The following is a 25,585-nucleotide window of genomic DNA, read 5'->3' as shown; positions in this document are numbered from 1 at the left end:
TTCACCAATTGATAAAAAATGACAACTTTAAATATATTATTTAAGACAACATCTTTATGTCTGGCGATGGCTTTATTAGCCGGTTGTAATGATAACAATGACAGTGATTCAAATACATCTGCGCCCCGAAGTAACCAGATTGTCGATATTTTAGCTTTTAATGACTTTCACGGAAATCTAGAGCCACCTAAACGCTACGTTGATGCCGCTAACCCTAATGACGCCTCTCAAACAGTTCGTATTCCAGTTGGTGGTGTGAGTTACCTTGCAGACGCAATTAAAAAACTTAGAGCTCAAAATCCAAATAATGCTGTTGTTTCAGCGGGTGATTTAATTAGTGCTTCCCCACTCACTTCTTCATTATTTTTAGATGAGCCAACCATTGACGTCATGAATGATATTCAAATTGACTTTAATGCAGTCGGTAACCATGAGTTTGACCGAGGTACAGATGAGTTACGCCGTTTGCAAAATGGTGGATGTCAACAATATACAAGTACAGCACCCTGCCAAATTAATAAAAACTTTAGTGGGGCGAAATTTAATTTCCTTGCAGCTAACGTCGCAATGAAAAACGATGCAAGTAAAACTATTTTTCCAGCTTATAAAGTCAAAATGTATGGCGGAATTCCAGTAGCATTTATTGGTTTAACGCTTAAAGCGACTCCAAGTATTGTTTCTGCAGCCGGCATTAAAGATGTTGAATTTCGCGATGAAGCGGATACGGTCAATGCGCTAATTCCTGAACTACAAAAACAAGGAATTCAGGCAATTGTTGTGGTTGTTCACGAAGGTGCTGCACCAAGTACTAAACTTAATGAAAAAACTTGTGATGGCTTAAGTGGACCTATTTTAGGTATTTTAGATCGCTTAAATCCGGCAGTTGATATTGTTGTTTCAGGGCATACGCATCAATCTTATATTTGTGACTATGCAACTAAAAACCCAGCTAAGCCATTCTTACTTACTTCAGCTGGCCAATACGGCACACTTATTACCGATATTAAGATTGAGCTAGACGGTAAAACTGGCGATATCATTAAAAAAGATGCTAAACAAATTCCGATTCAAAGTGAGGCCTATACTTCAGGCACAACGACCATAAACCTTACAGATCTTTATCAAAAATTTAGTAAGACACCAAGTATTGAAGCGATTTTAGATAAATACCGTCAGGCGGTAACAACCATTTCTGGACGCGTAGTTGGAACTTCTACTGCCGTTGTGAGCCGTACTCAAGTCGAAAGTGGTGAAAGTCCGTTAGGTGATATGATTGCCGACGCACAACAAGCCTCTGCTCTTAAAGCAAGCGACCAAGGTTCAGACTTTACACTCATGAACCCAGGTGGTGTACGTGCCGACCTCTTAATTAATAACAATAACCAAATTACTTTTGGTGATATTTTTGCGGTTCAGCCTTTTGGTAACTCTATTGTGACACTGAGTTTAACCGGTAAACAAATTCGAGATGTGCTTGAGCAACAATGGTCTGGTGGAAATGCAAGTTCTCCTAAAATTTTACAGCCGTCTAAAGAGTTAAGTTATCAATATTCAGCAAACACAACCGTTTCACCACGAGCAAGCAATATTATGGTGGCAGGCTCTCCATTAGTTGATACGAAGGTGTACCGTGTAACGGTAAATAGTTTCTTAGCAGATGGTGGTGACAACTTCACTGTGTTAAAAGATGGCCAGAACCGCGTTGGTGGTGGTCAAGATATTGATGCCTTTGAAAGCTATGTTGCTAAAAATTCACCACTCATTATTCCGTCTACAACTCGAATTAAAGTCATCAAATAATTTCATTTAATGACGTATAAAGGACAGTACGAAGCTGTCCTTTATTTTTATATGAAAATTTAAAAGAAATTTTTATTCAGTATATAGGTTAAGTTCTACACTGCTAATGTCTGCTCCAGTATTTGCAAAAATAATATCCATAACTTCGTATAATAGTTCATTCACTTTTTCATGCTCAAAGCTTGAAGTTTCAGCAGTTTTTAGAGAAATCAGGTTACAGCTCATTTTATCTTTTCTGAGTTTATAAATACTTTTACTTTTTCCCAAGAACACTCTTTTAACAAGTTTTCGATTTTCAAACTCAGATAAAATTCGGTAAATGGTCCCTAGCGTTATTTTATGTTCATTTTTAATTTGTGCATAAATACTATCTGCACTTAAGCCGTGTGGGTTCTGATTTAAAATTTCAAAAACCTGTATTCTCGATTTTTTTATCGGTAGTCCATTTAATAATGATTTTGATATTGTCGTCATGTTAATTAACCTGAATGTTTAGAAATATAGGAATTTTTAAAAATTATTTTGTCTATATTTACTTGAAATCATGGGTGTTTTACTAAAAAACTCAAAGCCTATTCCCCTATGAATAAGCTTTGAGACTAGATTTAGCTTAGAAACTATAAGTCGCTTTTAAGAAGTAATTGCGGCCATAAAGTTTGGTATTAAAGGTTTTGTTTTTATCTTCCAAATCAACATCGGTCAGGTTTTTTACACCGTAGTCCAGTGTTAAACGTGGCGTAATAGGAGAAGTAAATGTCACGTCATAGGTGGTATAAGCTGGCAACTCTTTAGTTGCAGAGTACATTTGTTTGCCTACATAACTCACACCTGCATTTACACGAAAGTCTTGAACTGGTGCCCAGGAAATAGAGCCATTGGCAAGCCATTCTGGTCGTTCGGTTAAGTCTTTACCTGTGGTTTTATTTTTTGCGTCGAGATAAGTTGCGTTTGCTTTAACCCCTAAATTGTCAGTGAAATCATATCCACCTGTAAGCTCAACACCTTTGAGTTCTGCGCGGCTCACATTGGTCCAGATTTTTCTAAAATCACCTACTAAACGCGGGTCACCATCACTCAAGGTAATTGCTTCAATCAAGTTCTTCACATCGTTTTGGAAAACTGTAACGCCAGCATTCCAGTTTGGACGGGTCACAATTAAGGATGTTTCATAGTTTGTACTTTCTTCGGGTGCTAGGTTTGGATTACCTCGAATATGGCAACTACCTCCACATGAAATCATTGAGTAGTTAATATCTAGCTGAGCAGGTGCTGGTACTTTATATGCCTGTCCCACGCCACCTTTAAGTATGACTCCTTCAGCGAGTTGATATGCTAAATAGGCTTTACCTGTGGTTTTACCATCAAAGTCATCAAAGTCGTCGTAACGACCACCTAATGTTAAGGTAAGTGCGTCATTAATATGGGTATCGTTTTGAACAAATATACCGTAGCTCTTTTGCTGATTCTTTCCAGTGCCGATATAACTTACGGCATCTGTAATTTTCTGATCTTTATAATCAAAACCACTGGTCGTATTATTCATGAGCCAGTCAAAGTTGGCAAAAGCACGGCCAATTAAATTTTCTTGTTTATAATTACGGCTTTGAGGTGCATCGTATTCACTATCATAGTCATAAATTTTGGCGGTTTCTTTACCGATATAAGCTTCTGTTTTACCCCAAGCCCATTTACCACGGTGAGCAATACCCACATTGGTACGTTTCATTTCTGATTCTTGAATGGAGGTAGCTGCATCTTGAGTTAGCGGGCGTTTATCGTTGTTATAGCCCAAATCTAGATCTAAGGTTTGCTGGTCATTAATATTCCAGCTTAAAGTACCATTTACGTTTTTGGTGTCTTTTTCTACAAAATATGCACCATCTGGATCTGGCTGGCCCTTTCTATACCATGCATCGCGGTTATAAGCATCACCTGCCAGAGTGAAACTTAAATTATCGGTTAAACCACCGTATAGGTTAAACCCGTAACGGTACTGGTTTTTACCATCACCACGGTCTGCTCGGTTATATTGACCAAAAATAGAACCGTGTAATTGTCCATCTTCTGCTTTTTTTGTAATGATGTTAATGACACCGCCCATCGCATCTGCACCATAGAGAGATGACATTGGCCCACGAATCACCTCAACACGCTCAATACTATTTAAAGGAATCGCACTCCAGTCAAAGTCATTGCCTCGCCACATGGCGCCATTAGATGACATACGTTTACCGTTTAAAAGAATTAAGGTGTAGTTCCCTGAGGTATTCAGCATTCCCCGTATAACGATTTTATCTTGACCACTGTTATAGTTATAAACCCCAGCTTGTTTTTGTAAAACATCGGCAAGGCTGAGTGCCGCGCTACGTTCAATATCTTCACTTGTGATTACACTAATCGATGCAGGTGCTTTATCTACATCTTGTTCTTTTAAAGCAGCCGAAACCACAATAGTTTTAAGTTTTTGAACAGGTTCATTTGTGTCCTGTTGGTCAATATCGGTATTTGCTTGGACTGCAAATGGAAGCAGTGTTGAGAGGGCGACCACCAGCGCCTTTTTTGTTAACGTCATTTCTCGGTCCTTATATTTTATAACGATTACCATATGATAATTGTTATCATTTATGATGTGCCGAGCATGATAGCCCCATGACTTTTATTGTTCAAGATAAAAGTAATTATTATTTATATAATGATAATCATTATTGTTTATTCGGTTTAAAAAAGTTAATATTGCAATTTGGTGTGCCTAAAAACCTATTGAAAACAAGCTTAAAGTAGACATAACAATGCTCTCTCGATTTTTTATTTATCACCCTATTTTTGTATCTGTCATTGCCATCACTATTCTTATTTTTGGTTTTTTTTCTATTCGTGCAATGCCGGTTGAGCGTTATCCAAACTTAGCTCCTCCAAGTGTCACAGTGATTGCTAATTACCGAGGTGCATCTGCTGAAACTGTTGAAGAAAGCGTAACTCAGATTTTAGAACAACAAATTAAAGGGCTAGATAACTTACTTTATTTCACATCAAATAGTGAATCTTCAGGAACGGCCAGTATTGATATTCATTTTAAAATTGGTACAGATATCGATAAGGCACAATTACAAGTACAAAATCGCATTAACAGTGCATTAAACCGTCTACCTGAACAGGTCCAACGACAAGGGGTAAATATTTGGAAAACCACAGGTGATATGCTGTTAATTGTGGGTCTATACGATGAAACAGGAAAGGCCAGCAATATCGAATTATCGGACTATATGGTCAATCACTTTGAACAACCCCTCTCACAATTGCAAGGAATTGGTGAAGTGGATGTGTTTGGTTCAAGTTATGCAATGCGTATTTGGTTAAATCCAAATCAGCTTAGAAATTATCAACTTATGCCGAGTGATATTGAACAGGCACTTGAAGATTACAATACTCAAATTGCTGCTGGCTCAATTGGTGCCATGCCTTCTGCTTCTGATCAGAATATTTATGCCAAAGTTACTGCTGGTTCTCGATTAAAAACAGTCGATGATTTTAAATCGGTTGTCGTTAAAGCTAATGTAGATGGCAGTCTGGTTTATTTAAAAGATGTGGCGAGAGTTGAATTAGGCGCCGAAAACTATGAAAGTATTAATACCTTAAATGGCTATCCTTCTGCTGGTTTAGGTATTTCACTCAGCCCCGATGCGAACGCAATTAAAACCTCTGCTTTGATTAAAGCAAAAATCGAACAGCTTAAGCAGCATCTACCCGCTGGATATAAAATTGTTTATCCACGTGACAATACGCCGTTTATTGAAGAGTCTATTAAGCAAGTCATCATTACTTTGCTTGAGGCTGTGGTATTGGTCGTTATGGTGATGTATCTCTTTTTACAAAATTGGCGTGCAACTCTTATTCCCACCATTACTGTACCGATTGTGATTTGTGGCACCTTTGTTGTGTTGTATTTGTCTGGAATGAGCATTAACACCCTTACCCTGTTTGCACTGGTTCTAGCAATCGGATTATTGGTTGATGACGCGATTGTCGTGGTTGAAAATGTTGAACGGCTTATACATGAACAACAATTAAGTGTTCGGGATGCATGTTTAGCATCGATGCAGGAAATTAGCGGTGCATTGATTGGTATTACCTTAGTACTAACCGCCGTATTTATCCCGATGGCTTTTTTTAGTGGTTCAACGGGTATGATTTATCGCCAGTTTTCAATCACCCTAGCGGCTGCGATGTTGTTATCTTTGTTGGTAGCCATGTTTATTACGCCGGCTTTGTGTGCAGTCTTATTAAAAAAACAAACTCAAAAACCTAAATGGGGACAAAAACTTGAGACTTTGCTTGAAAAAGTTAAAGTTGGTTTTAGTTTTTTAGCAACAAGTTTAATCAAATTTAAAGCACTTTCATGTCTTGTGGTGTTAGCTTTAGTCGCTGTTTTAATTGTGATTTATCGTAGTTTACCGACGAGCTTTATTCCAAATGAAGATCAAGGTTTGTTGGCTGTGCCTTATAGTTTGCATAACAGTGCTTCTATGAGCCAAACACAAGAAGTAGGTAAACTGGTTAATAACTATTTCTTTGAGCATGAAGCCAAAAATATCAATACCGTACTTGTAGTGAATGGACAAAATTTTTCAGGTAGCGGTCCAAACTTAGGTATGGCCTTTGTTTCATTAAAACATTGGAATGAACGTAAAGGCGAAGCCAATACTGCAAGTGCTATACGTGAGCGTGCACAAAATTACTTGCAAAAAAACTTACCGGCTAAAGTCATGGTGGGTATGCCTGCAAGTGTCTCTGGTTTGGGCCAATCTGATGCCTTAGAACTTTGGCTCAGAGATGTAAATGGTCAAGGACGCGATGAACTCATTAAACAATATAAAGCTTTAGAAAAAGAATCTCACAATTACCCTGCATTTGAAAATTTAAGTCCGCTTGTAGATGAAAATAAGGCTGAAGTTTTTATTCAACTCGACCAGAATAAAGCCAAGATATTAGGGATTGATCAACAATCGATTCGTTCAACTTTATCGACTGCTTGGGGTGGAAACTATGTGGGAGATTTTGTTGAAAGAGGCAAAATTAAACGAATCATTATGCAAGGTGATGCTGAATTTCGCTCTAAACCTGAAGATTTAGCTTATTGGCATGTCCGTAATAATACAGGTGGAATGCTTTCTCTTGCGCATTTTGGTCAAAGTGAGTGGACTGGTGGCCCAGAAACATTAACAAGATTTATGGGACTTGCTGCAATACAACTTGAAGCAAATGTTAGTTCTGGCTTTAGCTCAGGTCAGGCAATGCAACAGTTAAGTGATATGGTGAGCAAACAATCTGGTGTAGATGTCGCATGGAGTGGCCTCTCGTTACAAGAGCAGCAATCGAGTCAGCAAGCCTTATTTTTATACATTATCTCTATTTTATTTATTTTCTTATGTTTAGCTGCTTTATATGAAAGCTGGAAAGTGCCTCTTATTATTTTGCTTGGGCTTCCGCTAGGCATTACGGGAACTATTGTATTTGCTCAAATCTTTAACTTACCAAACGATGTATATTTCCAAATCGCGTTACTAACGGGTATTGGTTTGTCTTGTAAAAACGCGATTTTAATTGTGGAGTTCGCAACTAAAGCCATAAAACAAGGTAAAGGCTATGTTACTGCTGCGTGTGAGGCTTTAGCTTTACGCTTACGTCCAATTTTAATGACGTCTTTAGCTTTTGGTGCAGGTGTTATTCCCCTTGTCGTTGCCACAGGTGCTGGTGCCGTGAGTCGCCATGAAATTGGTATGAGTGTATTTGGCAGTGTAGTTATAGGAACTTTACTGGTGCCTGTATTTACGGTCTTTTTCTTTGTTTTGGTACATAGTTTACCGGTTTTAAAATGGTCGCTTGATCGTGTATTTAGATATAGAAAAGACCATTCATCTTTATAAAATAAAAAAAAGCAGATCAATGATCTGCTTTTTTTATCATTTGAATTTAAGCGACTAGTTTCTCAATCCATACTTCTAATGTAGGTTGTTCTGCCAAATCTTCAAAGCTTACCTGAGCACCATAAGCCTGCCATTTACCCACTAAAGTCATTAAACGAACTGAATCAAGCCCAAGCATGAGTAAATCATCATTTAACTGAATGTCTGAAGCTGGAATTTGTAATTGTTCACTTACCGCGAGAACAATTCCTTCTGGGGTTAAGGGCGAGGCTGCTTGTTCGAGTTCCCAAGCACGAGTCACTTGTTGAGTTGTCATCACTTGAGCACAACGTGTACTCGCATATTTTAATGCCATATCGTGCTCTTCGCGACTAAAGTCAGCGAGTGCATCTCCACATAAAAATGGTTGTATGTTTAGCATAAATGCTTCTGCGGCACTCATGAGACAGCCAATATGGGCATAAACACCACAAATAATAAGTTGATCACGGCCCGACTCACGCATGAGTTGTTCAAGTGGGGAAAACTTAAATGCGCTATAACGCCATTTTGTTAAAACAGTATCATTTTTCTGAGGCGAGATTTCCGGCAAAATCTGAGTAATATACGGATCATCTTTTAACCCGGTTCCCCAAAAATCGGTCAATAGTTGGCGATGTTCAGGTGTCTGATTACCGGGCTGTGCAGTATAAACCACTGGAATATTAAATTTACGTGCGGTTTCAATCAGTTCTTTGGTATTTCTAATGAGCTCGGGAATAGGTGCTTGAGTTTGGTCATAAAAATCTAAAAAATACTGCTGCATGTCATGGACCAGTAACACGGCGCGATTGGTATGTAACTGCCAATGGGTTTTATTGGGCGTAAACTCATGGGCTTGAGGCATACTGTAGCTAGCAATTTTGGGAATACTCATTAAATTTTCCTTTTTTATCTTTAGGCAAGAACATTGGTTTTAGTTTCAAGTTGTTGACGTAATCTTTTTTTGTCGATTTTTCCAAAAGCTGTATATGGAAACTGCTCGATAAATTCGACGCGATCAGGAATTTTGTAGGTAGCAAGCCCATAGTCTTTCAGATGTTGTCGAACTGACATCGCAAGGCGAATTGGACTTGGATCATCGGGTTGTGATTGCCATGCCACGAAAGCACAACTTTTTTCACCCATAACTTCATCGGGCATAGCAACCAGCGCTGCCAAGCGGATTTGTGGATGAGTTAATAATGCTTGTTCCACTTCTTCAGTCGCAATTTTTTCACCAGCACGATTAATTTGTTCTTTTGAACGCCCTTCCACAACAATGCAGCCATCTTCACGAATACGGACTAAATCGCCTGTGCGATAAAAACCGTCTGGTGTAAAAGAACGAGCATTATGCTCCGGTGCTTGGTAATAGCCGCGAATGGTATAGGGGCCACGAGTGAGCAAATGCCCTACCTGTCCAGCTTCTACGGGTTGGTCATGATCATCTAGTACTAAAATTTCGTCATCTGGCGAGATTTTTAAACCTTGGGTATGAATAATTTGTTCTTTTGACATGCCAAAACGGGTGTAGTTCACAAGCCCTTCAGCCATTCCAAAGACTTGTTGCAAGTTAACCTTAAACTCATCAATTAAACGTAAGGCAAAGGCATCGGGTAAGCGTGCTCCACCGACTTGCAAGCAACGTAGAGTTGATAATATTGAATCTTGATCTTTGGCTGCTTTATCCATCCACGGTCGAACCAAGGCAGGAACTAAACAAGCATCTGTCACACCATGTTTTTTAATAAGTGGAAATGCAGTTTCAGGGCTTGGATCTGTACCTAAAACCACCGCGCCACCAGCATAAAAAATGCCTAAAGAACCAGCCGAGCTCATTGAAAAGTTATGTGCCGCAGGTAAAACCATGAGTAAGCGTGATGACTGATTAAGTTGGCAGATTTTGGCACTCTCACGCACACTGTAGAGATAATCATCATGAGTACGTGGAATCAGTTTTGGAACACCTGTGCTGCCCCCCGAAAGCTGTAAAAAAGCCACTTGATCTGCTGTAGTTGGCGAGATTGCTTCCGCTAGAATTTCTGTTTCTTTTAATAGATTTTCGATAGCGACAAAATTACCAGCATCTCCAAGTACAAATACATACTCTAAGCAAGCTGCTGTTTGCTGAAGCTTTCCGGCAAGCTCTCGGTAGTCAAATTTTTGTGCACCAAAATCTGCACAGAAATAAGCTTTTGCTTGCATTTGTTTAAAAAAGCTACTGAGTTCAGCATATCGATGGGCAGGCAATGACATGATAGGTAAAGCACCTAATCGAATCAGTGCGAAAAATAGAACATAGAACTGATAGTGGTTTGGCATTTGTACGACGGCTTTATCACCCGCACGTAAGCCATAGTGATATAAATGGCTTGCACAACAGTCAACTAAGTTGTCAAATTTTTCATAGCTAACAGCTTTATCACCATCATAAATTGCAATATTTTTCGCATACTTTTGAGCACTTTCCCGTAAAAAGTCACTCAGATTTTGCCCAATCCAATAGCCTTTTTTACGGTAAGCCATGGCAAATTCTTCTGGATATGGCACAGCGCCCTCTAAATACTTTATTGTTGTCATCTGTATATTCCTTATCGTGGTAATTGGTCTGGTGAAATGTGCAAGCCATCAAGTACAGTACGGAACTTTGCAGCAGTTTCAGCATGTTCAGCTTGTGGACGTGAGGCTTCCACAATTCCTGCACCGGCAAATAAACGGGCAATATTTTGATAAATACGAGCACAGCGCACGGTCACAGACCATTCACCATTACCTTCGGCGTCGGCCCAACCCATGGTTCCGGCGAATAGTTCACGATTAAATGGTTCAAGTTGCTGAATCAAATTTTTTGCTACGGAGCTTGGCTCACCACAAATTGCAGGTGTTGGATGTAGACGTTCAATTAAGTCAAAAACATGAGTATCGGCTTGCTTAAGCTCGCCCGTAATGTGTGAGGCCAAGTGCCAAAGACGTTTGGTGCGAATAAGTGAAGGTTGTTTGGGCACATGTAGTTGCTTGCAGAAAGGTGTAAGTTCATCGGCAATCATTTCGATGACAAGAGCATGCTCATGCTGATCTTTTTGTGAAGTTAGTAAAGCTCTTGCATTATTTTGGTCAACAATTGGGTCATCATCGCGTGCTAATGTGCCTGCAACAGGTTTACTCCAGATTTTATTATTTTGCTTTGCAATTAATAGTTCAGGACTTGCACCAACAAACCAACCTTCGCTTTGAGGGTGTCTTGCGACTGCATAGTTATATCCTTCAGGATTATGTTTGGCCAAGTTATAAAATACATCCGAGACTGGAAGATTCTCTTCAAATTCGAGTTGTAAAATACGAGCAAGTACTGCTTTATCTAGCTTTTGTGCCCGCATTTGTTGTACTAAATATTCAACCTGCTGTTGATAGTGTTCACCTGAAGGTAAATAATCGGCCTGCTTTAAGATTAAGTCATCAAGATTAATATCAGTTTGTGAAAATAAAGCTTTCTGGTAAACCTTGGCATCTTGCATTAGCATTAAATTGACATCTGCCGATGAACTAAATGGCAACCCACCCATAACCTTGGCATCGCTATAACCATCTGCAATTGCTTGTTGTAATTGTAGACGGGCTTCGTTTAGCCACTCTTTTAGCTGAGTGTCTTTTGTAACCTCAATATCTTTAAGTTTTTGATGACTCGATATGATGTATTCAGGAGTCGTAAATATAAAACCAGCGTTATCAGTGCAATTTAAAACTTCTTTTGCGAGTGTAATTCTGCTTTCAGTAAAATTTTCTCGTTGGATAAAATACGGATGCTGTACCGACATCTCGCAACTCCTTATAAAATTCTTTTGTTGTGATGAATTAATATTTAAACGCCTAATGTGGCTCCCCCATCGACCACAATTTCTTGCATAGTAATTTGTGCTGCTTGGTCTGAAAGTAAAAAGCTAACGGTATTAGCGATATCTTCAGGCTGGGCAAGTTTTCTAAGTGGAATGCCAGTGCGGTACTGGTTTAAGTCGCCATCAATAACAGCAGGTGGAGGCGAATTGTCTGTCCAAAGCTGTTGTTGCATTTGCGTTAAAGTAGAACCTGGCGAAACGATATTGAGTCTGACTTGATGAGGTGCGATTTCAAGTGCAAGATTACGGCAGTAATGGCTCAGTGCCGCTTTACTCGTTGCATACATGCCGAGCTGCATACGTGGCATACGTGCACTATTTGAGCTAATAGTGACAATACTTCCCTGTTTTTTTTCACAAAAGTGCTTGGCAAGTTGTTGACTAATTGCGATGGGTGCCATGACATTCACCGCAAAAAGTGTTTGCCAATCTTCCGGTTTTGCTTCAAGCATAGAACGCATAATTAATATGCCCGCTGCATTTACTAAGCCTGTAATGTTGTGCTTTTCCAAAAGCTCTGCAATCAAATTTTGAGTAGTTTGTTGCTGTGTAATGTCTTGTGAAATTCCTTGCCAACGTGATATTTCACGGTTTTCTAGCTTTTGAATGATTTCCCATTGTTCTGGGTTTTCCTGTTGATCAATACCAATCACTTGATGCCCTTGCTGCAATAATTTTTTTGCAATAGCAGCTCCAATACCTCTTGCAGCACCTGTGACCACGATGGTAGAGCTCATATTTAACTCCTGTTTGAAGCGATATTAAATTGCGCAACATAATTGCAAATAATTATCATTATTATCAAGTGCAATAAATATCAAACATATGATTACAATCTAAATCCAGCTATTTATTAACCATAATTTTAAATTAAGTTATTGTTTTTAATTAATATTATAAAAATAAGCATTTCTTTATTGATTATAATGATAATTGTTTTCATTTACTAATGAGAATCATTTTGATAATTTGACCGCGCTTTCTTGTCGAGATGGACTCAAAATGAAGCCATTTTCTCATCCTTTACATCCCCTATTTCAACAACTCAATGTTGGGAGTGAAGTCTGGTGGAATACCATTAAAAAAGTAGGTAGCCCACTCGTTAACCTACAAAAAAATAAAGCGCTATGTACCTTTGTTTGGCGTAGTGCTGAGTCTAAAGAAAGTATTGGTGTTTACATCGATATCTATTCACAGAGCCCTTCTATCTATGAAAAGTGGAATCGTTTTAGCCATATAGCTGGAACGGATGTGTACTTTTTTGAAATAGAACTTCCTCTAGACTGGTCTGGGAGTTACGTTCTAGTTGTCACGAAAGATGAAGCTCCAAACACAACCTGTACTACTACTCGACGTCAGTGGTGGCAAACACAACTAAAGGAAAACGCTCAAATTGATCCTTTAAGCCACCAAGCAGTTTATACAGGACATTTAGCGCGTTATATCAATCAGATTCAACTCAAAAACACAAAATCTTTAATAGACGATTGCCCAATTACTAAGACATTTAAATGGTCAAGTCGCTTATGCCAACAAGATTACTTGGTTGATATTTTTATTAGTGGTGAATTAGCAGAAGAAAATCTGCCATTAATTATTTTTCTTGATGGCCAAATCTGGAGTCGAGAGCTTTCTCTTCTTCCTGAAATTCAACATCTAACTATTTCATATAAGATTCGACCAGCAGTTTATGTTTTTGTTCATAGTTTAAATAGCCAACAACGTCAGCGAGATTACGGATGTCATGATCTGTTTTGTCAGGCACTTTTAAATGAGTTAATTGAACAACTTATTCAAAAATACACCTTTATTTCACATCAAAACATTACATTGAGTGGGCAAAGCCTAGGCGGGTTATGTGCACTTTATAGCGCTATGCTTTATCCAAATATTTTTCAGCGGCTAATTTTGCAATCCGGATCTTATTGGTGGTCGGATTTTTCAAAAAGTGCTTTAGCCAAAGAACACATAGGTAACCTTTTAGAATTCGTTAAAAAATCTCCAAATGCTTTATCTCAAAAAGCACAGATTTATATCAGTGCAGGCATCTATGAAACCGATATGCAAGAAGATGCACTTCAACTTTACCAACAATTGCAAGCATTTAATGATGTGAGTTTCCACTGTTTTGCAGGAGGCCATGATCCTGTGAACTGGCGCCCAGACTTATTTAAAGCATTGCAAGTTTTTCTTTCACTATAACCATTTGTTTCATCAAGGATAACAATACTATGAGTAACTTACAGGAAAATTATATCAATCCATTTGATAACGAAAGTTTGTCTTTTCAAGTTCTAAAAAATCAGCAAGGTGAATTTAGTTTATGGCCTGCGCAGCATCCCATTCCGTCTGGATGGGATGTGCAGTATGGTCCTGACACACGGTCTTCATGCATTGCTTATGTAGAAAAGCATTGGTTAACCATTAATCCTTTTCAGCAAGCGTAATGGAGAGCAGCTATGAATCAAGCATTACATAATGAGTTTACCCAAGATATTTCTGGTCCAACACGTTTTGAGCTGGCTTCTACACAATTGGGGATATTTCTAGCCGATCATTTAAGTTCTATTAACGATCTATATACCATTGCACACTGTCTTGAACTGCCTAAATCAGTTGATCTTTCATTATTTAAACAAGCCATTCAAATCGGTTTAAATGAGGCTGATACGGTTATTGCTTCATATTCATCTGACCCGTCAAAACCTTTTATTGAGCTTAATCATCAGGTCCAAATACAAATAGAGGAGTTTGATTTTTGTCATTTAACACCTAAAAAAGCTCAGCAACGCTTATGGGATTGGATGCCAACCGATCGGTTATGCGCAAAATCACTCAAAGAAACCGATAATCACTTATATCGTCAGGTGTTATTTATTACTCATAATAAAGTGTATTGGTATCAGCGTTATCATCACATCATGCTGGATGGTTTTAGTATGATTAACCTGACAAAACGTATTGTTGATTTGTACCAGCAATTGCAAGCAGGAAAAGCTCTTAACCCTTCGCCTTTTATTGATGTTCAACAGGTTATTCAAGAACGTCAAGCTTATGAAAATAGTCATCAATTTAAGCAAGATCAAAATTTCTGGAAGACATATTGCCAAGATTTACCAAGTCCTGTCACTTTAAGTACGCATCATTTAGCATCAAAAACTACTGCACAATTTGTTAAACATCATCTTCGTTTTTCTTCAGGAATTTTAGCCCTGATACAACAGATTGCTTCAAATCTCAAAGTTGGTTTGAATGACATGATGATGTCATTGTCATTACAATATATTTACAAAATGACCGATAAAGCAGAATTGGTTGTTGGTATTCCATTTATGCGCCGTTTAGGTTCAAAAGCAATTCGCTCCACTTTACCCGCGGTAAATGTCTTACCGGTAAAGTTCAGTGTGAGTGAAAAAGACAGTTGGGCGAGCTTAGCGCTGCATGTGCAGGCACAATTGCAACAGATACGTCCACATCAAAAATATGATGCTGAACAAATTTTAAGAGTTTTAAATAGTATCGACATTCATGAACGAATGTATGGCCCTATTTTAAACTATAAAGCTTTTGACCAAGATCTGGTGTTGGATGGTGAAAAAGTTAAAACACACCACATTTCTACAGGTCCAATTGATGATTTTGAGTTTTCTTTTATTGTTCAAGATCAAGAACTCATTATAGAACTGCGTGCAGATGCAGAGCGCTATACACAAGATGAGCTCTTTATGCATGGGCAACGTTTAACTCTATTGCTTGAACAAGTGCTGATTCGACCAGAACAACAATGGAATAGTTTTAATATTACCCCACAGCAGGAACTTGCTGCCCTGACTCAAAGTGGTATTGGTCCGCGTATTAGTCATCCTGAACAATATAATAATGTTCTAGATATTTTTTATGAACAAGTTAAAAAGTATCCCGAACGTACGGCAATCGTGAGTGGCGAACGTCCAAATCTTGAGCATCTTAGTTTTGCTGAGCTTGCAGTACGCGTGAATCAATTGACTCGTTTTTTACAAGAAAATGGTGCTAAAAAGCAAAAGGTTATTGCTGGGGCTATTCCTCGTTCGATTGACTCAGTTGTGGTGATGTTATCTGTACTAAACTCTGGTGCGAGTTTCTTGCCTCTAGATTTAGATTATCCAATCGATCGTATGCAAATGATGTGTGAAGATGCCAACCCATTATTTGTATTAACTACTCAAGAACTTGCACAAAAGCTACCGCAAAATATTCCGCAGTTATATCTTGATCATGAAGATGTTCAAATACAAATCCGAAAGCAAGATGCGAGTGATATTCCTGCCGAAAATCGTAAATTTAATTTCCAAGACGTCGCCTATGTAATTTTTACCTCGGGAAGTACGGGCCGTCCTAAAGGTGTAATGAATACACATGGTTCTTTACTTAACCTTATTTTGTCACATAAACCAACCATTTACTGGCCTGTATTAGAAGCTGTAAATCAGCGTTTCCCTAACCGTCCACTACGTGCAGCGCATACACACTCTTTCTCATTTGACTCATCTTGGTTGCAAGTTTTCTGGATGTTATGGGGCCAAGAGCTACATATTTTTGATGAAAATATGCGGCGTGATGCATTTGGTTTAGTGCAAGAGATTCAGCAACGACAAATCGATACACTTGATTTACCGCCATCTTTTTGTGCGCAAATGATGACGAATGGCTTATTTGCTGAAAACCAGCATCAGCCAACGCTTATTTTAATTGGTGGTGAAGCTGCACCGTTAGCTTTATGGCAACAACTTAATGCTCAGCCTGAACTTTTTGCTCATAACTTATATGGCCCAACGGAATATACGGTTGATACTTTCCGAGCAGAATTAAAACAGACAGCTCGCCCTGTTATTGGTAACCCTATTGGTAATACACAAGCCTATGTACTCGATCGTCATTTACAACGATGCCCTACTGGCGTGATTGGTGAGCTTTATATTTCTGGCTTTGGTATTGCCAATGGTTATTTAGGTCGCGCGGACTTAAGTGCTGCCCGCTTTGTAGCAAATCCATTTGAACATGGACAGCGTATGTACCGTACAGGTGATTTAGTTCGCTGGAATAACGTGGGTAAACTTGAATTTATGGGACGCTGTGATGACCAGATTAAAATTCGTGGTTATCGTGTGGAGATTGGTGAAGTTGAAAATGCGCTTTCGATTTTAGCCAATGTTGAAAGTGCTGTCGTGATTGCAGAACCGATTAATAATAGTCATCGTTTACTCGGTTATTGTGTAGTCAAAAACATTGAACTTGATGAAAAAACCAGTGAGCAATTAAGTCAGCAATATCTAAGTCAGTTACGTCAAAACTTACCTGAGTACATGGTGCCTTCTGTCCTAACGGTTATGTCCGAATTTCCACGAAATGTAAGCGGCAAAGTCGATAAAAAGGCGCTACCACGTCCTCAAATTCGTATCCATAGCCGAATACCCGAAACACCTGAACAGCAACTTCTATGTCAAATTACTGCATCTGTTCTTAAGCTTGATGCTATTGGAATTGATGATGACTTCTTTATGACAGGTGGCGATAGTATTTCTGCGATTATGCTTTGTACTCAATTGCGCCAATGTGGATACGACTTACGACCAAGTGATGTATTCCAATTTAAAACAGTCGCCGCTATAGCACCGCAACTCACCCGTTTAGATGAGCAACAAGCGGCAGTTTCAAAACCGTTATTTTCAGCTGACCTAGAACAAAAGGTTCAAGAAAAATATGGTAAAAACAGCACCATTTTACCATTGCTTCCTTTGCAAAAAGGCATGCTGTTCTTGTCTCAAGTTGAAAAAAAATCGAATTATAATGCTTTTACTCGTCTTAGCTTAAATGGAGACATTGATCCGGTACGTTTGCAACAAGCATTAATTACTGTATTAAAACGTCATCCTCAACTAGGTGGACATTTTGATAGCGAATTAGCTGAAGAACCTGTTTTTATTTATTCATTGCACCCTACTCAAGCTTGGCCAGTTCAGTTTTGTTCAGTCACTCCCGATCTGCTTGAGCAAAGCATTCAAGAAGTCTTACAGCAGCCGATTCACCTTGACCAACCTTATGGCCTGATTCGGGCAACCTTAATTCAACACGCTCCTGAACAGTCAGAACTATTGATTATGGTGCATCATCTGTTAACAGATGGCTGGTCAACTCCACTATTTTTACAAGATTTTATTAAGGCCTATCAGCAAGTTAACCAGCCATTGCCTGCACTTGAACATAGTTATGAAAAGGTCATTAAAGCCTTATCTGCACGTGACCATGAAATATCAAAAGTGATATGGCAACGTGATTTAGCTGATTTGCAGCCACTTATTTTATTTAATCAACCACAGAAAACTGTACAGGAAACTTCATATCGTTTAAGTGCTGAGTTGGGTGCAAAACTTCAGCACAAATTACGCCAGCAAGGCATCACGCTCAATGTTTTCATGCAAATGATTTGGGCAATAACCTTAAATATTTATGCTCATCGTGAAGATATTGTATTTGGTACACCTGTTTCTGGGCGTTCAGCACCTATTAATGGTTTAGAACAGCAAATCGGATTGTTTTTAAATACGATTCCAGTGCGTGTGAAGCTCAACATGCAGCAATCACTTTGGGAGCAATTACCTCATTTACAGCAATTGCATGTTGAACATTTAGAACATGATGGTTTAGGCCTACACGGTATTCAACAGTTAATAGCTCAAGGCAATCTTTTTGATAGTTTGCTAGTTGTAGAAAACTACCCAGATAGCCAATATTTACAGCAAAAACTTGGTAATGCTGCAATTTCAAAGCTCACAAATCGCGGTTATAGTCACTATCCACTTGCGTTACTGGTCATCCCTGATCATCAAATTGAGCTGTTGCTCGAACAGCGTGGTGTAATTGATCAGCCTGAGCATTTCCTTGAGCGAATGGTTCAATTAATTGAAATCGCATTAAATGAACCGGAGACTTGTCTAGGTCACTATTGCTTACAACTTGCTGGGGAGCGTGATTTAATCCAGAAAGTTAATCAAACTCAACATGAAGTTCCTCCAACAACCTTACAGCAATTACTCAGAGAACAAGCTCGAAATACTCCCGACAAAACAGCGTTATGTGATGAATATCATCAGCTTAGTTTTAGTGACGTACGTTTTCAAGTTTGTGCTTTAGCTCAGCAATTGCAAAAAATGGGCGTGCAGGCTGGAGACATAGTTGCCGTTGCCCTGCCAAGATCAATCAAACTCAGTATTGCTATTTTAGCGGTGATTGAAGCAGGTGCAGCTTATTTACCTATTGATTTACAACATCCGTCTGAGCGCATCAAATTTATGTTGCAGGATGCCAAATCTAAACTTGTGATTGGCGAACAAAAAGATCTAGCTGCTATTGCCCATCCATCAATAGCTAGCTGTGCTTTTAATGAATTGTTTGATGAAACAAAGGTTGATTTAAGTAGTTATAAAACGACAGTTATTACCCCACAACATCCGGCATATTTAATCTATACATCTGGTACAACAGGCCAACCCAAAGGTGTCATGGTTTCTCACCACGCCATTGTGAACCGTATTTTATGGATGCAATCAGAATATCCACTGTCAGCCAACGATACGATTTTGCAAAAAACGCCATGCACTTTTGATGTCTCTGTATGGGAATTTTTCTGGTCATATTTAGTTGGTGCACGATTGGTTATGGCACCTGTAGATGCACACCGTGATCCATTGGCATTATTAAGCCTCATTCAAAAATATCAGGTAACGACATTACATTTTGTACCTTCAATGTTGGCTGTTTTTGAAAATGCTGCTACCGAAATTTTGTCATCTGCTCAGCGTCAAAGTTTGCCAATCCGCCGAGTGTTTTGTAGTGGTGAGGCATTACCAACGGCTTTAGCAAAATCATTTACTGAGCACTTTAACTGTGAATTGCATAACTTATATGGCCCAACAGAAGCTGCGGTAGATGTGAGTTATATGGATGCAACACTGGGACTACATTCGCAAGAAAGTAGCGTTGCAATTGGATATCCAGTCTGGAATACCCAGCTTTATATTTTTGATCAATACTTACGTCCTGTTCCTGTTGGAGTGGACGGTGAGCTTTATTTAGCAGGTCATCAATTGGCCATGGGTTATTTGCATCGAGCAGACTTAACAGCAACGCGTTTTGTGGCAAACCCATTCGCAGCAGGTCAACGCATGTACCGCACTGGTGATATTGCCCGATGGCATGCAGACGGCAGTATTCAATATGTGGGCCGTGCTGATGACCAGTTAAAGATACGTGGGCAACGTATTGAATTGGGTGAAATTGAACAGCAATTACGCTTACTCAGTGGTCTTGATGTGGTTGTACATCCTATCTCTTCTGAGCAAAATAAAGCTGATGTTCAATTGGTGGCTTACTTGCAAACAACAGCACCTGTAGACGTCGACCAGTTAAAGAAACAATTGGCGAAACAGCTTCCTACATATATGGTGCCGACACACTATATGTTGGTCGAGCAATTTCCATTAAGTCATAATGGTAAGCTGGACCGTAAAGCACTGCCGCAACCACACCTTACTCCTTCAAATACAGAAAAACAGTACGCCACCACTGCTTTTGAACATGAACTGACACGTATTTTCCAGCAAGTTTTAAATACAGATCAAAATATTGGTGTTAACGAAGATTTCTTTGCGATTGGTGGACATTCCATTTTGGTGATGAAGCTTGCAATTGAAATCCGAAAAGTATTTAAGCGGACCATTCCAATTGGCCAATTGATGAGTCATGTCACAATTCAACGTTTAGCGGCTTTACTTCTTACACAAGAACGTTTGGCAGAAGTTGAACAAACTGGCATGCAACCAATTTTACCCATCCGTTCTGGTTCTGGGCATCCATTGTTCTGTTTCTACCCAGGTTCTGGTTCAGCATGGCAATATACGGTTCTGAATCGTTATCTGCATTCTGATTTGCCTATTATCGGTTTGCAGTCTCCTCGACCAGATGGCCTATTGGCAAATAGCAATGACATGGACGAACTGGTTGAAAAACAACTTGAGATTATTCGCAAGCAACAACCAACTGGACCTTATACATTACTAGGTTATTCACTTGGCGGCACTGTGGCTTATGCAGTTGCAGCGAAGCTCACTGAACAAGGTGAAAAAGTTGATTATCTCGGCTTATTAGACACTTACCCTGCTGAAATTCATCAGTGGTTAGATTTGTCGGTAGAGGAAATGAATGCAGAAGCCGAACAAGAACAGCTTCAATTCTTCAATGATATTCTAGCCGATGCAGATACGGCATTAAGTGAAGAAACCCGCCGTTTACAAGAGGATATTTTCGCAAACTATCGCGATGCCGTACGTTTATTAAAACCTTATAAGATGCCGCAGTTTAATGGTGAACTACATTTAGTTGTCGCTGAAAAAGACTTGCTACCCTATATCCAACCAGAACAACAATGGTCACCCTTAGTTAAAAAACTCAATATTGTTCGACTAAGCGAAGCAGACCATACCACTGTGTTGTCACCCGAACAACTTCAAATACTTGGACCAATGTTAAACAGCATGATTTGTCAGGCACGCGGTTTAGAGGAGCGTATGCCATGAGCTTTAAATCTATATTGACCGATTTTAGTCTTTTAAAACGTAATGCTCATTTCCGACATGTATTTATTGCCCGCACATTGTCATTGTTAACGATTGGTATGCTGGTCGTAGCTATTCCAAAACAGGTCTACGACATTACGGGTAGTTCGTTAAATGTTGCTGTCGCAATGGCTTTTGAAGGCATTGCCATGTTTATTGGCTTGTTACTTGGTGGTTTGCTGTCAGATCGCAAAGATCGGAAATGGCTGATTTTATTGGCACGTGGTGTGTGTGGTTTAGGCTTTGCAGGTCTCGCCATCAACGCCATGTTTGAGCACCCTTCGCTCTATGCCATTTATTTTTTATCGGCATGGGATGGTTTCTTTGGTGCACTGGGTGTAACAGCAATGATGGCGATCATGCCTGTGATTGTAGGGCGCGAAAATATCGTACAAGCCCGTGCGATCAGTATGGTATCCGTACGTCTTGCAACCGTTATTTCACCAGCAATCGGCGGTATTTTAATTGCTGCTAGCGGTGTTGCAACTGTGTATTGGGTCTCAACGGTGGGTACTTTACTTACTGTATTTTTATTGATGGGACTACCTGCGCTTAAACCACAACATGCATCAAATGGCGAAAGTCCTCTTCGCCAATTAGCTCAAGGGTTTAAATTTGTTTTTAAAAATAAAGTAGTCGGTAGCACGATTTTAATTGGCACATTGCTTAGTTTTAGCAGTGCTATTCGCATTATTTTTCCGCAAATGGCAGATGAAATTTTTCACGGCGGCGCATTTGAACTCGGACTTATGTATTCAGCTGTGCCTTTAGGCTCGACTTTAGGTGCCTTAGTAAGTGGATGGACAACAAGGTTACTTCGACCTGGCTTAGTCATGCTCTATACGTGCTTAGGTGTTTTTAGTTGCATGATTATGATTGGACTTTCACCGTGGCTCATCGTGACTTTACCAATTTTATGTGTTTTCGGATATTTGATGTCGATTGCCAATTTGCTTCAATACAGCATTGTACAAGGACATACACCTGATGAATATCTAGGGCGTATAAACGCAATTTGGCTCGCACAAGATGCATTAGGTGACTCCATTGCCACTACAACTTTAGGTCTTTTAACTCGTTTTTTACCAATATCAGGAAGTATCCTCTTCTTTGGCATACTAAGCTTTGCAGTAGGATTTATGTTCCTATTCAACTCTCAAGATATGCGTGAAACAGGATTCCAAGATCCTAAATTACAAGAAAATTAGACCCTAAATAAAAAGAAGGCAATTCGTTGCCTTCTTTTGTTTTAAGCAGAATGATGTGCTTGAAAAACCCAAGTCATAATATAGTCTTGTTCTACAGTCCAACCACCTTGATATTGTTCTAAGAGTTGATAGCGATGTTGAATTTCTGGCAAGAAAGTTAGCGTTAATGTTTGATTTTCAAAATTAATATCGACTATAGATGCTTCTAAGAAATCGATATACTGCTTTGCAGTGGGATAAATCGCTTTATATAGACTTTCTTTTATAGAAAAAATTAAGCTCACATAGTGAGCAAAATCAAAAAACTCAGCCGCTTTATTTTTCCATAAATCAAACTCAGATGGCGTTAAAACAAGATGTGCGCTCTCTTTAGCAAATTCTGAGGTCACCCAGTGCTCAACATCAATTCCCAAATAAATCGCGTTATTTGATAGCCCAACAATTAACTTATTTTGTGAATGGCTAATACTACCCAAAACATGAGATGGCCAAATGGGCAAATGTTCATGTATAGAAGTTATTGGCTGATTCAAACCGAAATGATGATTTAAAACAGCCTGTGCTAAGACCCTCCCACATAAGTACTCATTTTTACGCTCGATACGCGCTTGAGCAATTTTTAGGGGATGCTCTAAATGTTTATCTATATGCAAATGCTGTGTTTTTGATAAGTCTACCCCATAACAGAATAGCCCCGATGTGAGAAAAATAGAGCTCGAAATTTCATAAATTGATTTGCTGAGTTGTTCAGGAATATATAGATAATGACTCACTGTATTTGGCTTCAAAATAAATACTTTTAATATGTTCTCTCTTATTTTAACTTACGAGTCGCAATTTAATAAATAATTATACTTATCATTTGATAATAATTATTATTTACTTATACTGTTGGGTAAATTTTGACTTTAATTTACTTATAAACATCGATTATGAAACTTATAGGACTTTTTTTGACCCTGTTAGGAGCGGTCAGTATCTATTGTAGTCATAGCAATCAAAATCTGTTGTCTCACCATCTTCCAGCTCTATTTAAGTATCTGGGTCTAGTACTGTTGAGTGTTGGATTGATTGCACTCTTTGCGAGCTTACCAAAAGTTGTTGCTGCTTTCTGCTGGTTCATGCTCATCATTTTTGCATGGTCGTTTCTTCCCTTTATAGCGCTTTTTAAACGGAAATTGGTTTCATGAAAGCTAAAATTCAGTCTCCTATCCAGCCAGACTGGTGGAGTAAAACTTTTGCTGGCGGGGTTTTAGGACTAAGTCTTTCTATCGCGATTGGCAATTTAGTAGTTCTATTAGGGCGTCCTTATGTTGCCATGGATTTATTGGTGCAATTGGGAATGTGGAGTGTGCCTTGGGTTTGGATGCCTATTATGTTTGCCAGTTATTTTTTTACGACCGGACAAAAAGCACTGATCTATTTATCCATTGCGAATGCCCTAGCGTATAGCTGTATTTTCGTATTGCGGGGTTAAACATGAAAGTACGTTCAGACATTATGAAATTAGCAAAAAGCATGCATACTTGGGTGGGTGTATGTGCAGGGATTTTGCTTTTTATCTGTTTCTTTGCTGGTGGGCTTAGCATGTTTCAGCACCACATTAGTAAGTGGGCTACGCCAACGCAGCAAGTTTTACCTAAAGTTTCACCCAACCAATATAATGAGCTTATTCAAAAAGTTCAGGCTACCTATCCTGCTGCACAAAAGAACTTCACACTAAATTTATCGTCTAATGAATTTCACTACGCGCCTATTACGTGGAGTGAGCATGAACGTGGAGATGGCTTTAATGCTGCTCAGTCTACGTGGATGGCAAGCTTAGACGATAAAGGTCAGTTAATCGTTGCTCAGGAAAACTTATCTAAAGCAGGTTGGCTAATCGAACAGTTGCATGAAACAGCAGGCATACCCGGCATGGCAGGTCATCACGGATTAGGACTTTACGTGATGGGCGTGGTTTCGATTTTATATTTTCTTGCTTTACTTTCAGGAGTGATTATTCTTTTACCAACTTTGGTAAAGGATTATTTTGTCATCCGTCCTGGTAAAAATAAAAAGCGTTTTTGGTTAGATGCGCATAACGTGATTGGAATTACGAGCTTACCTTTTCACATCATTATTAGCATTAGCGTTATTGTCTTTGCTTTTCATGACTTTTTTTACGATGCGATTGGTCAGCTGGCACTCAAAGGACAGCCAGTTTTTCAGCGTTCTCCCCCTGCGCTTATTCAACCTAAACAAACACAAATAGATGTGCAGCAAATATTAGCTCAAACAAAAAAAGTAGCACCTGAATATTCAGTTGACTATATCCAGTTCAGTAACCTCGATAAACCTGAAAAAGCCAATGCACGTATAGCCTTGTATAGCCCCGATCAGATGTTACGTGGCGCAAATCAAGACTTTATGCGCATGAACCCCTATGCAGTTGAGCACTTTAACCATAAAGGTATTAATACTCAGACTGATGGAGGTAATAAGTTAATCAACGCCATGTTTAGCCTACATTTTGGAAGTTTTGGGGGTACGGGCGTACGTTGGATTTATTTTGTGTTAGGTGTCGGTGGCGCTTTCTTGTTTTACACAGGGAACATTCTTTGGGTTGAAACTCGTGCACGTAAACAAAAGCGTGCTGAAGATTCTGTTCCTGTTCAACGTAAAGATGTGGTGTTCCTCGCGAACTTAACTATAGGTGCATGTTTAGGGTGTGTTCTAGCTGTCGTAGGCACAATGTTAGCTAGTCGTTGGCTTTTCGCTACACTCAACATTGAAAGTATAAATCACCTCTTCATGTATGGTTATTATGCGATTTTCCTACTGACTTTGATTTATACCTTTGTGATTGGCTACGCAAAAGCTTTACCACAACTGCTGTTAACCTTGGTTTTTGTGTTATTTGCGATTCCTCTTACATCTCTTTTAGCCTACTTTATTCCTCAAAGTGGCTTATGGGTACATGGCGGAGAAATCTTAGTGGTTGATTTATTAGCTGTCATTTTTGCTTTCGCTTTCTGGCGTTTTTATCAACAAGCCCAAGATCGCCGAAAATCTGCTCCAACAGGTAGTTTATGGGCTAGTTAACACTG

Annotated in this window: 15 protein-coding genes and 1 pseudogene; 8 read left to right on the top strand and 8 right to left on the bottom strand. The window is 39.1% G+C overall.

Annotated features, from left to right (window positions below; all coding sequences use genetic code 11):
• Positions 1-18: 18 nt before the first annotated feature.
• Positions 19-1,800 carry a bifunctional metallophosphatase/5'-nucleotidase gene (locus J582_RS15370; protein ID WP_032048209.1) on the top strand — a complete coding sequence of 594 codons (1,782 nt, stop codon included), beginning with the start codon at positions 19-21 and terminating at the stop codon, positions 1,798-1,800.
• 72 nt (positions 1,801-1,872) lie between these two features.
• Here the strand turns inward: J582_RS15370 and J582_RS15365 are convergent, their stop codons facing one another.
• Positions 1,873-2,274: a transcriptional repressor gene (locus J582_RS15365; protein ID WP_032048208.1), complete on the bottom strand. Its 402-nt coding sequence runs from the start codon at positions 2,272-2,274 to the stop codon at positions 1,873-1,875.
• 136 nt (positions 2,275-2,410) lie between these two features.
• Entirely contained in the window at positions 2,411-4,372 is a 1,962-nt protein-coding gene (locus J582_RS15360; RefSeq protein WP_032048207.1) for a TonB-dependent receptor plug domain-containing protein, read from the bottom strand.
• A 217-nt stretch (positions 4,373-4,589) separates the two neighbouring features.
• On the opposite strand from J582_RS15360, the gene J582_RS15355 reads away from it, so the two are divergent.
• The gene (locus tag J582_RS15355) at positions 4,590-7,724 is read left to right on the top strand and encodes a multidrug efflux RND transporter permease subunit (protein ID WP_032048206.1); all 3,135 of its coding nucleotides are present in this window, start codon (positions 4,590-4,592) and stop codon (positions 7,722-7,724) included.
• A 46-nt stretch (positions 7,725-7,770) separates the two neighbouring features.
• Here the strand turns inward: J582_RS15355 and J582_RS27275 are convergent, their stop codons facing one another.
• The 5 genes and pseudogenes from J582_RS27275 to J582_RS15335 form a co-directional block, all read right to left on the bottom strand.
• Positions 7,771-7,971: a phosphopantetheine-binding protein gene (locus tag J582_RS27275; RefSeq protein ID WP_371508613.1), complete on the bottom strand. Its 201-nt coding sequence runs from the start codon at positions 7,969-7,971 to the stop codon at positions 7,771-7,773.
• A gap of 18 nt (positions 7,972-7,989) precedes the next feature.
• Positions 7,990-8,640: pseudogene (locus J582_RS15350) on the bottom strand (isochorismatase family protein); the annotation flags it as partial.
• Positions 8,641-8,660: 20 nt separating this feature from the next.
• Entirely contained in the window at positions 8,661-10,325 is a 1,665-nt protein-coding gene (locus J582_RS15345) for a (2,3-dihydroxybenzoyl)adenylate synthase (protein WP_032048205.1), read from the bottom strand.
• A gap of 11 nt (positions 10,326-10,336) precedes the next feature.
• Positions 10,337-11,560 (bottom strand): isochorismate synthase, encoded by a 1,224-nt coding sequence (locus J582_RS15340; protein WP_032048204.1) that lies wholly within the window; start codon positions 11,558-11,560, stop codon positions 10,337-10,339.
• Positions 11,561-11,604: 44 nt separating this feature from the next.
• Positions 11,605-12,375, bottom strand: coding sequence for an SDR family oxidoreductase (locus J582_RS15335; protein WP_032048203.1), 771 nt, complete (start codon positions 12,373-12,375; stop codon positions 11,605-11,607).
• A 265-nt stretch (positions 12,376-12,640) separates the two neighbouring features.
• On the opposite strand from J582_RS15335, the gene fes reads away from it, so the two are divergent.
• The 4 genes from fes to entS are packed head-to-tail and all read left to right on the top strand — an operon-like array spanning position 12,641 to position 22,496.
• Complete coding sequence (gene fes, locus J582_RS15330; RefSeq protein WP_032048202.1) at positions 12,641-13,840, top strand: enterochelin esterase; 1,200 nt, start codon at positions 12,641-12,643, stop codon at positions 13,838-13,840.
• A gap of 29 nt (positions 13,841-13,869) precedes the next feature.
• The gene (locus J582_RS15325; RefSeq protein ID WP_016805231.1) at positions 13,870-14,085 is read left to right on the top strand and encodes an MbtH family protein; all 216 of its coding nucleotides are present in this window, start codon (positions 13,870-13,872) and stop codon (positions 14,083-14,085) included.
• Positions 14,086-14,097: 12 nt separating this feature from the next.
• Positions 14,098-21,249: a non-ribosomal peptide synthetase gene (locus J582_RS15320; RefSeq protein WP_032048201.1), complete on the top strand. Its 7,152-nt coding sequence runs from the start codon at positions 14,098-14,100 to the stop codon at positions 21,247-21,249.
• The gene (gene entS / locus J582_RS15315; protein ID WP_022574566.1) at positions 21,246-22,496 is read left to right on the top strand and encodes an enterobactin transporter EntS; all 1,251 of its coding nucleotides are present in this window, start codon (positions 21,246-21,248) and stop codon (positions 22,494-22,496) included. Before J582_RS15320 ends, entS begins: the two co-directional genes overlap by 4 nt.
• Positions 22,497-22,537: 41 nt before the next feature.
• Here entS and J582_RS15310 read toward each other — a convergent pair whose 3' ends face one another.
• Positions 22,538-23,269, bottom strand: coding sequence for a 4'-phosphopantetheinyl transferase family protein (locus tag J582_RS15310; protein WP_022574567.1), 732 nt, complete (start codon positions 23,267-23,269; stop codon positions 22,538-22,540).
• Between the two features lie 413 nt (positions 23,270-23,682).
• On the opposite strand from J582_RS15310, the gene J582_RS15305 reads away from it, so the two are divergent.
• Together J582_RS15305 and J582_RS15300 are read left to right on the top strand one after the other, a co-directional pair.
• Complete coding sequence (locus J582_RS15305; protein WP_002049913.1) at positions 23,683-23,973, top strand: hypothetical protein; 291 nt, start codon at positions 23,683-23,685, stop codon at positions 23,971-23,973.
• 2 nt (positions 23,974-23,975) lie between these two features.
• The gene (locus tag J582_RS15300; protein WP_032048200.1) at positions 23,976-25,580 is read left to right on the top strand and encodes a PepSY-associated TM helix domain-containing protein; all 1,605 of its coding nucleotides are present in this window, start codon (positions 23,976-23,978) and stop codon (positions 25,578-25,580) included.
• Positions 25,581-25,585 lie beyond the last annotated feature (5 nt).

The sequence above is a fragment of the Acinetobacter sp. 1566109 genome, assembly GCF_000582255.1.
Classification (GTDB): domain Bacteria; phylum Pseudomonadota; class Gammaproteobacteria; order Pseudomonadales; family Moraxellaceae; genus Acinetobacter; species Acinetobacter nosocomialis.
The sequence above is the reverse complement of the archived record's forward strand: the minus strand, read 5'-3'. Positions and strand labels throughout refer to the sequence as shown.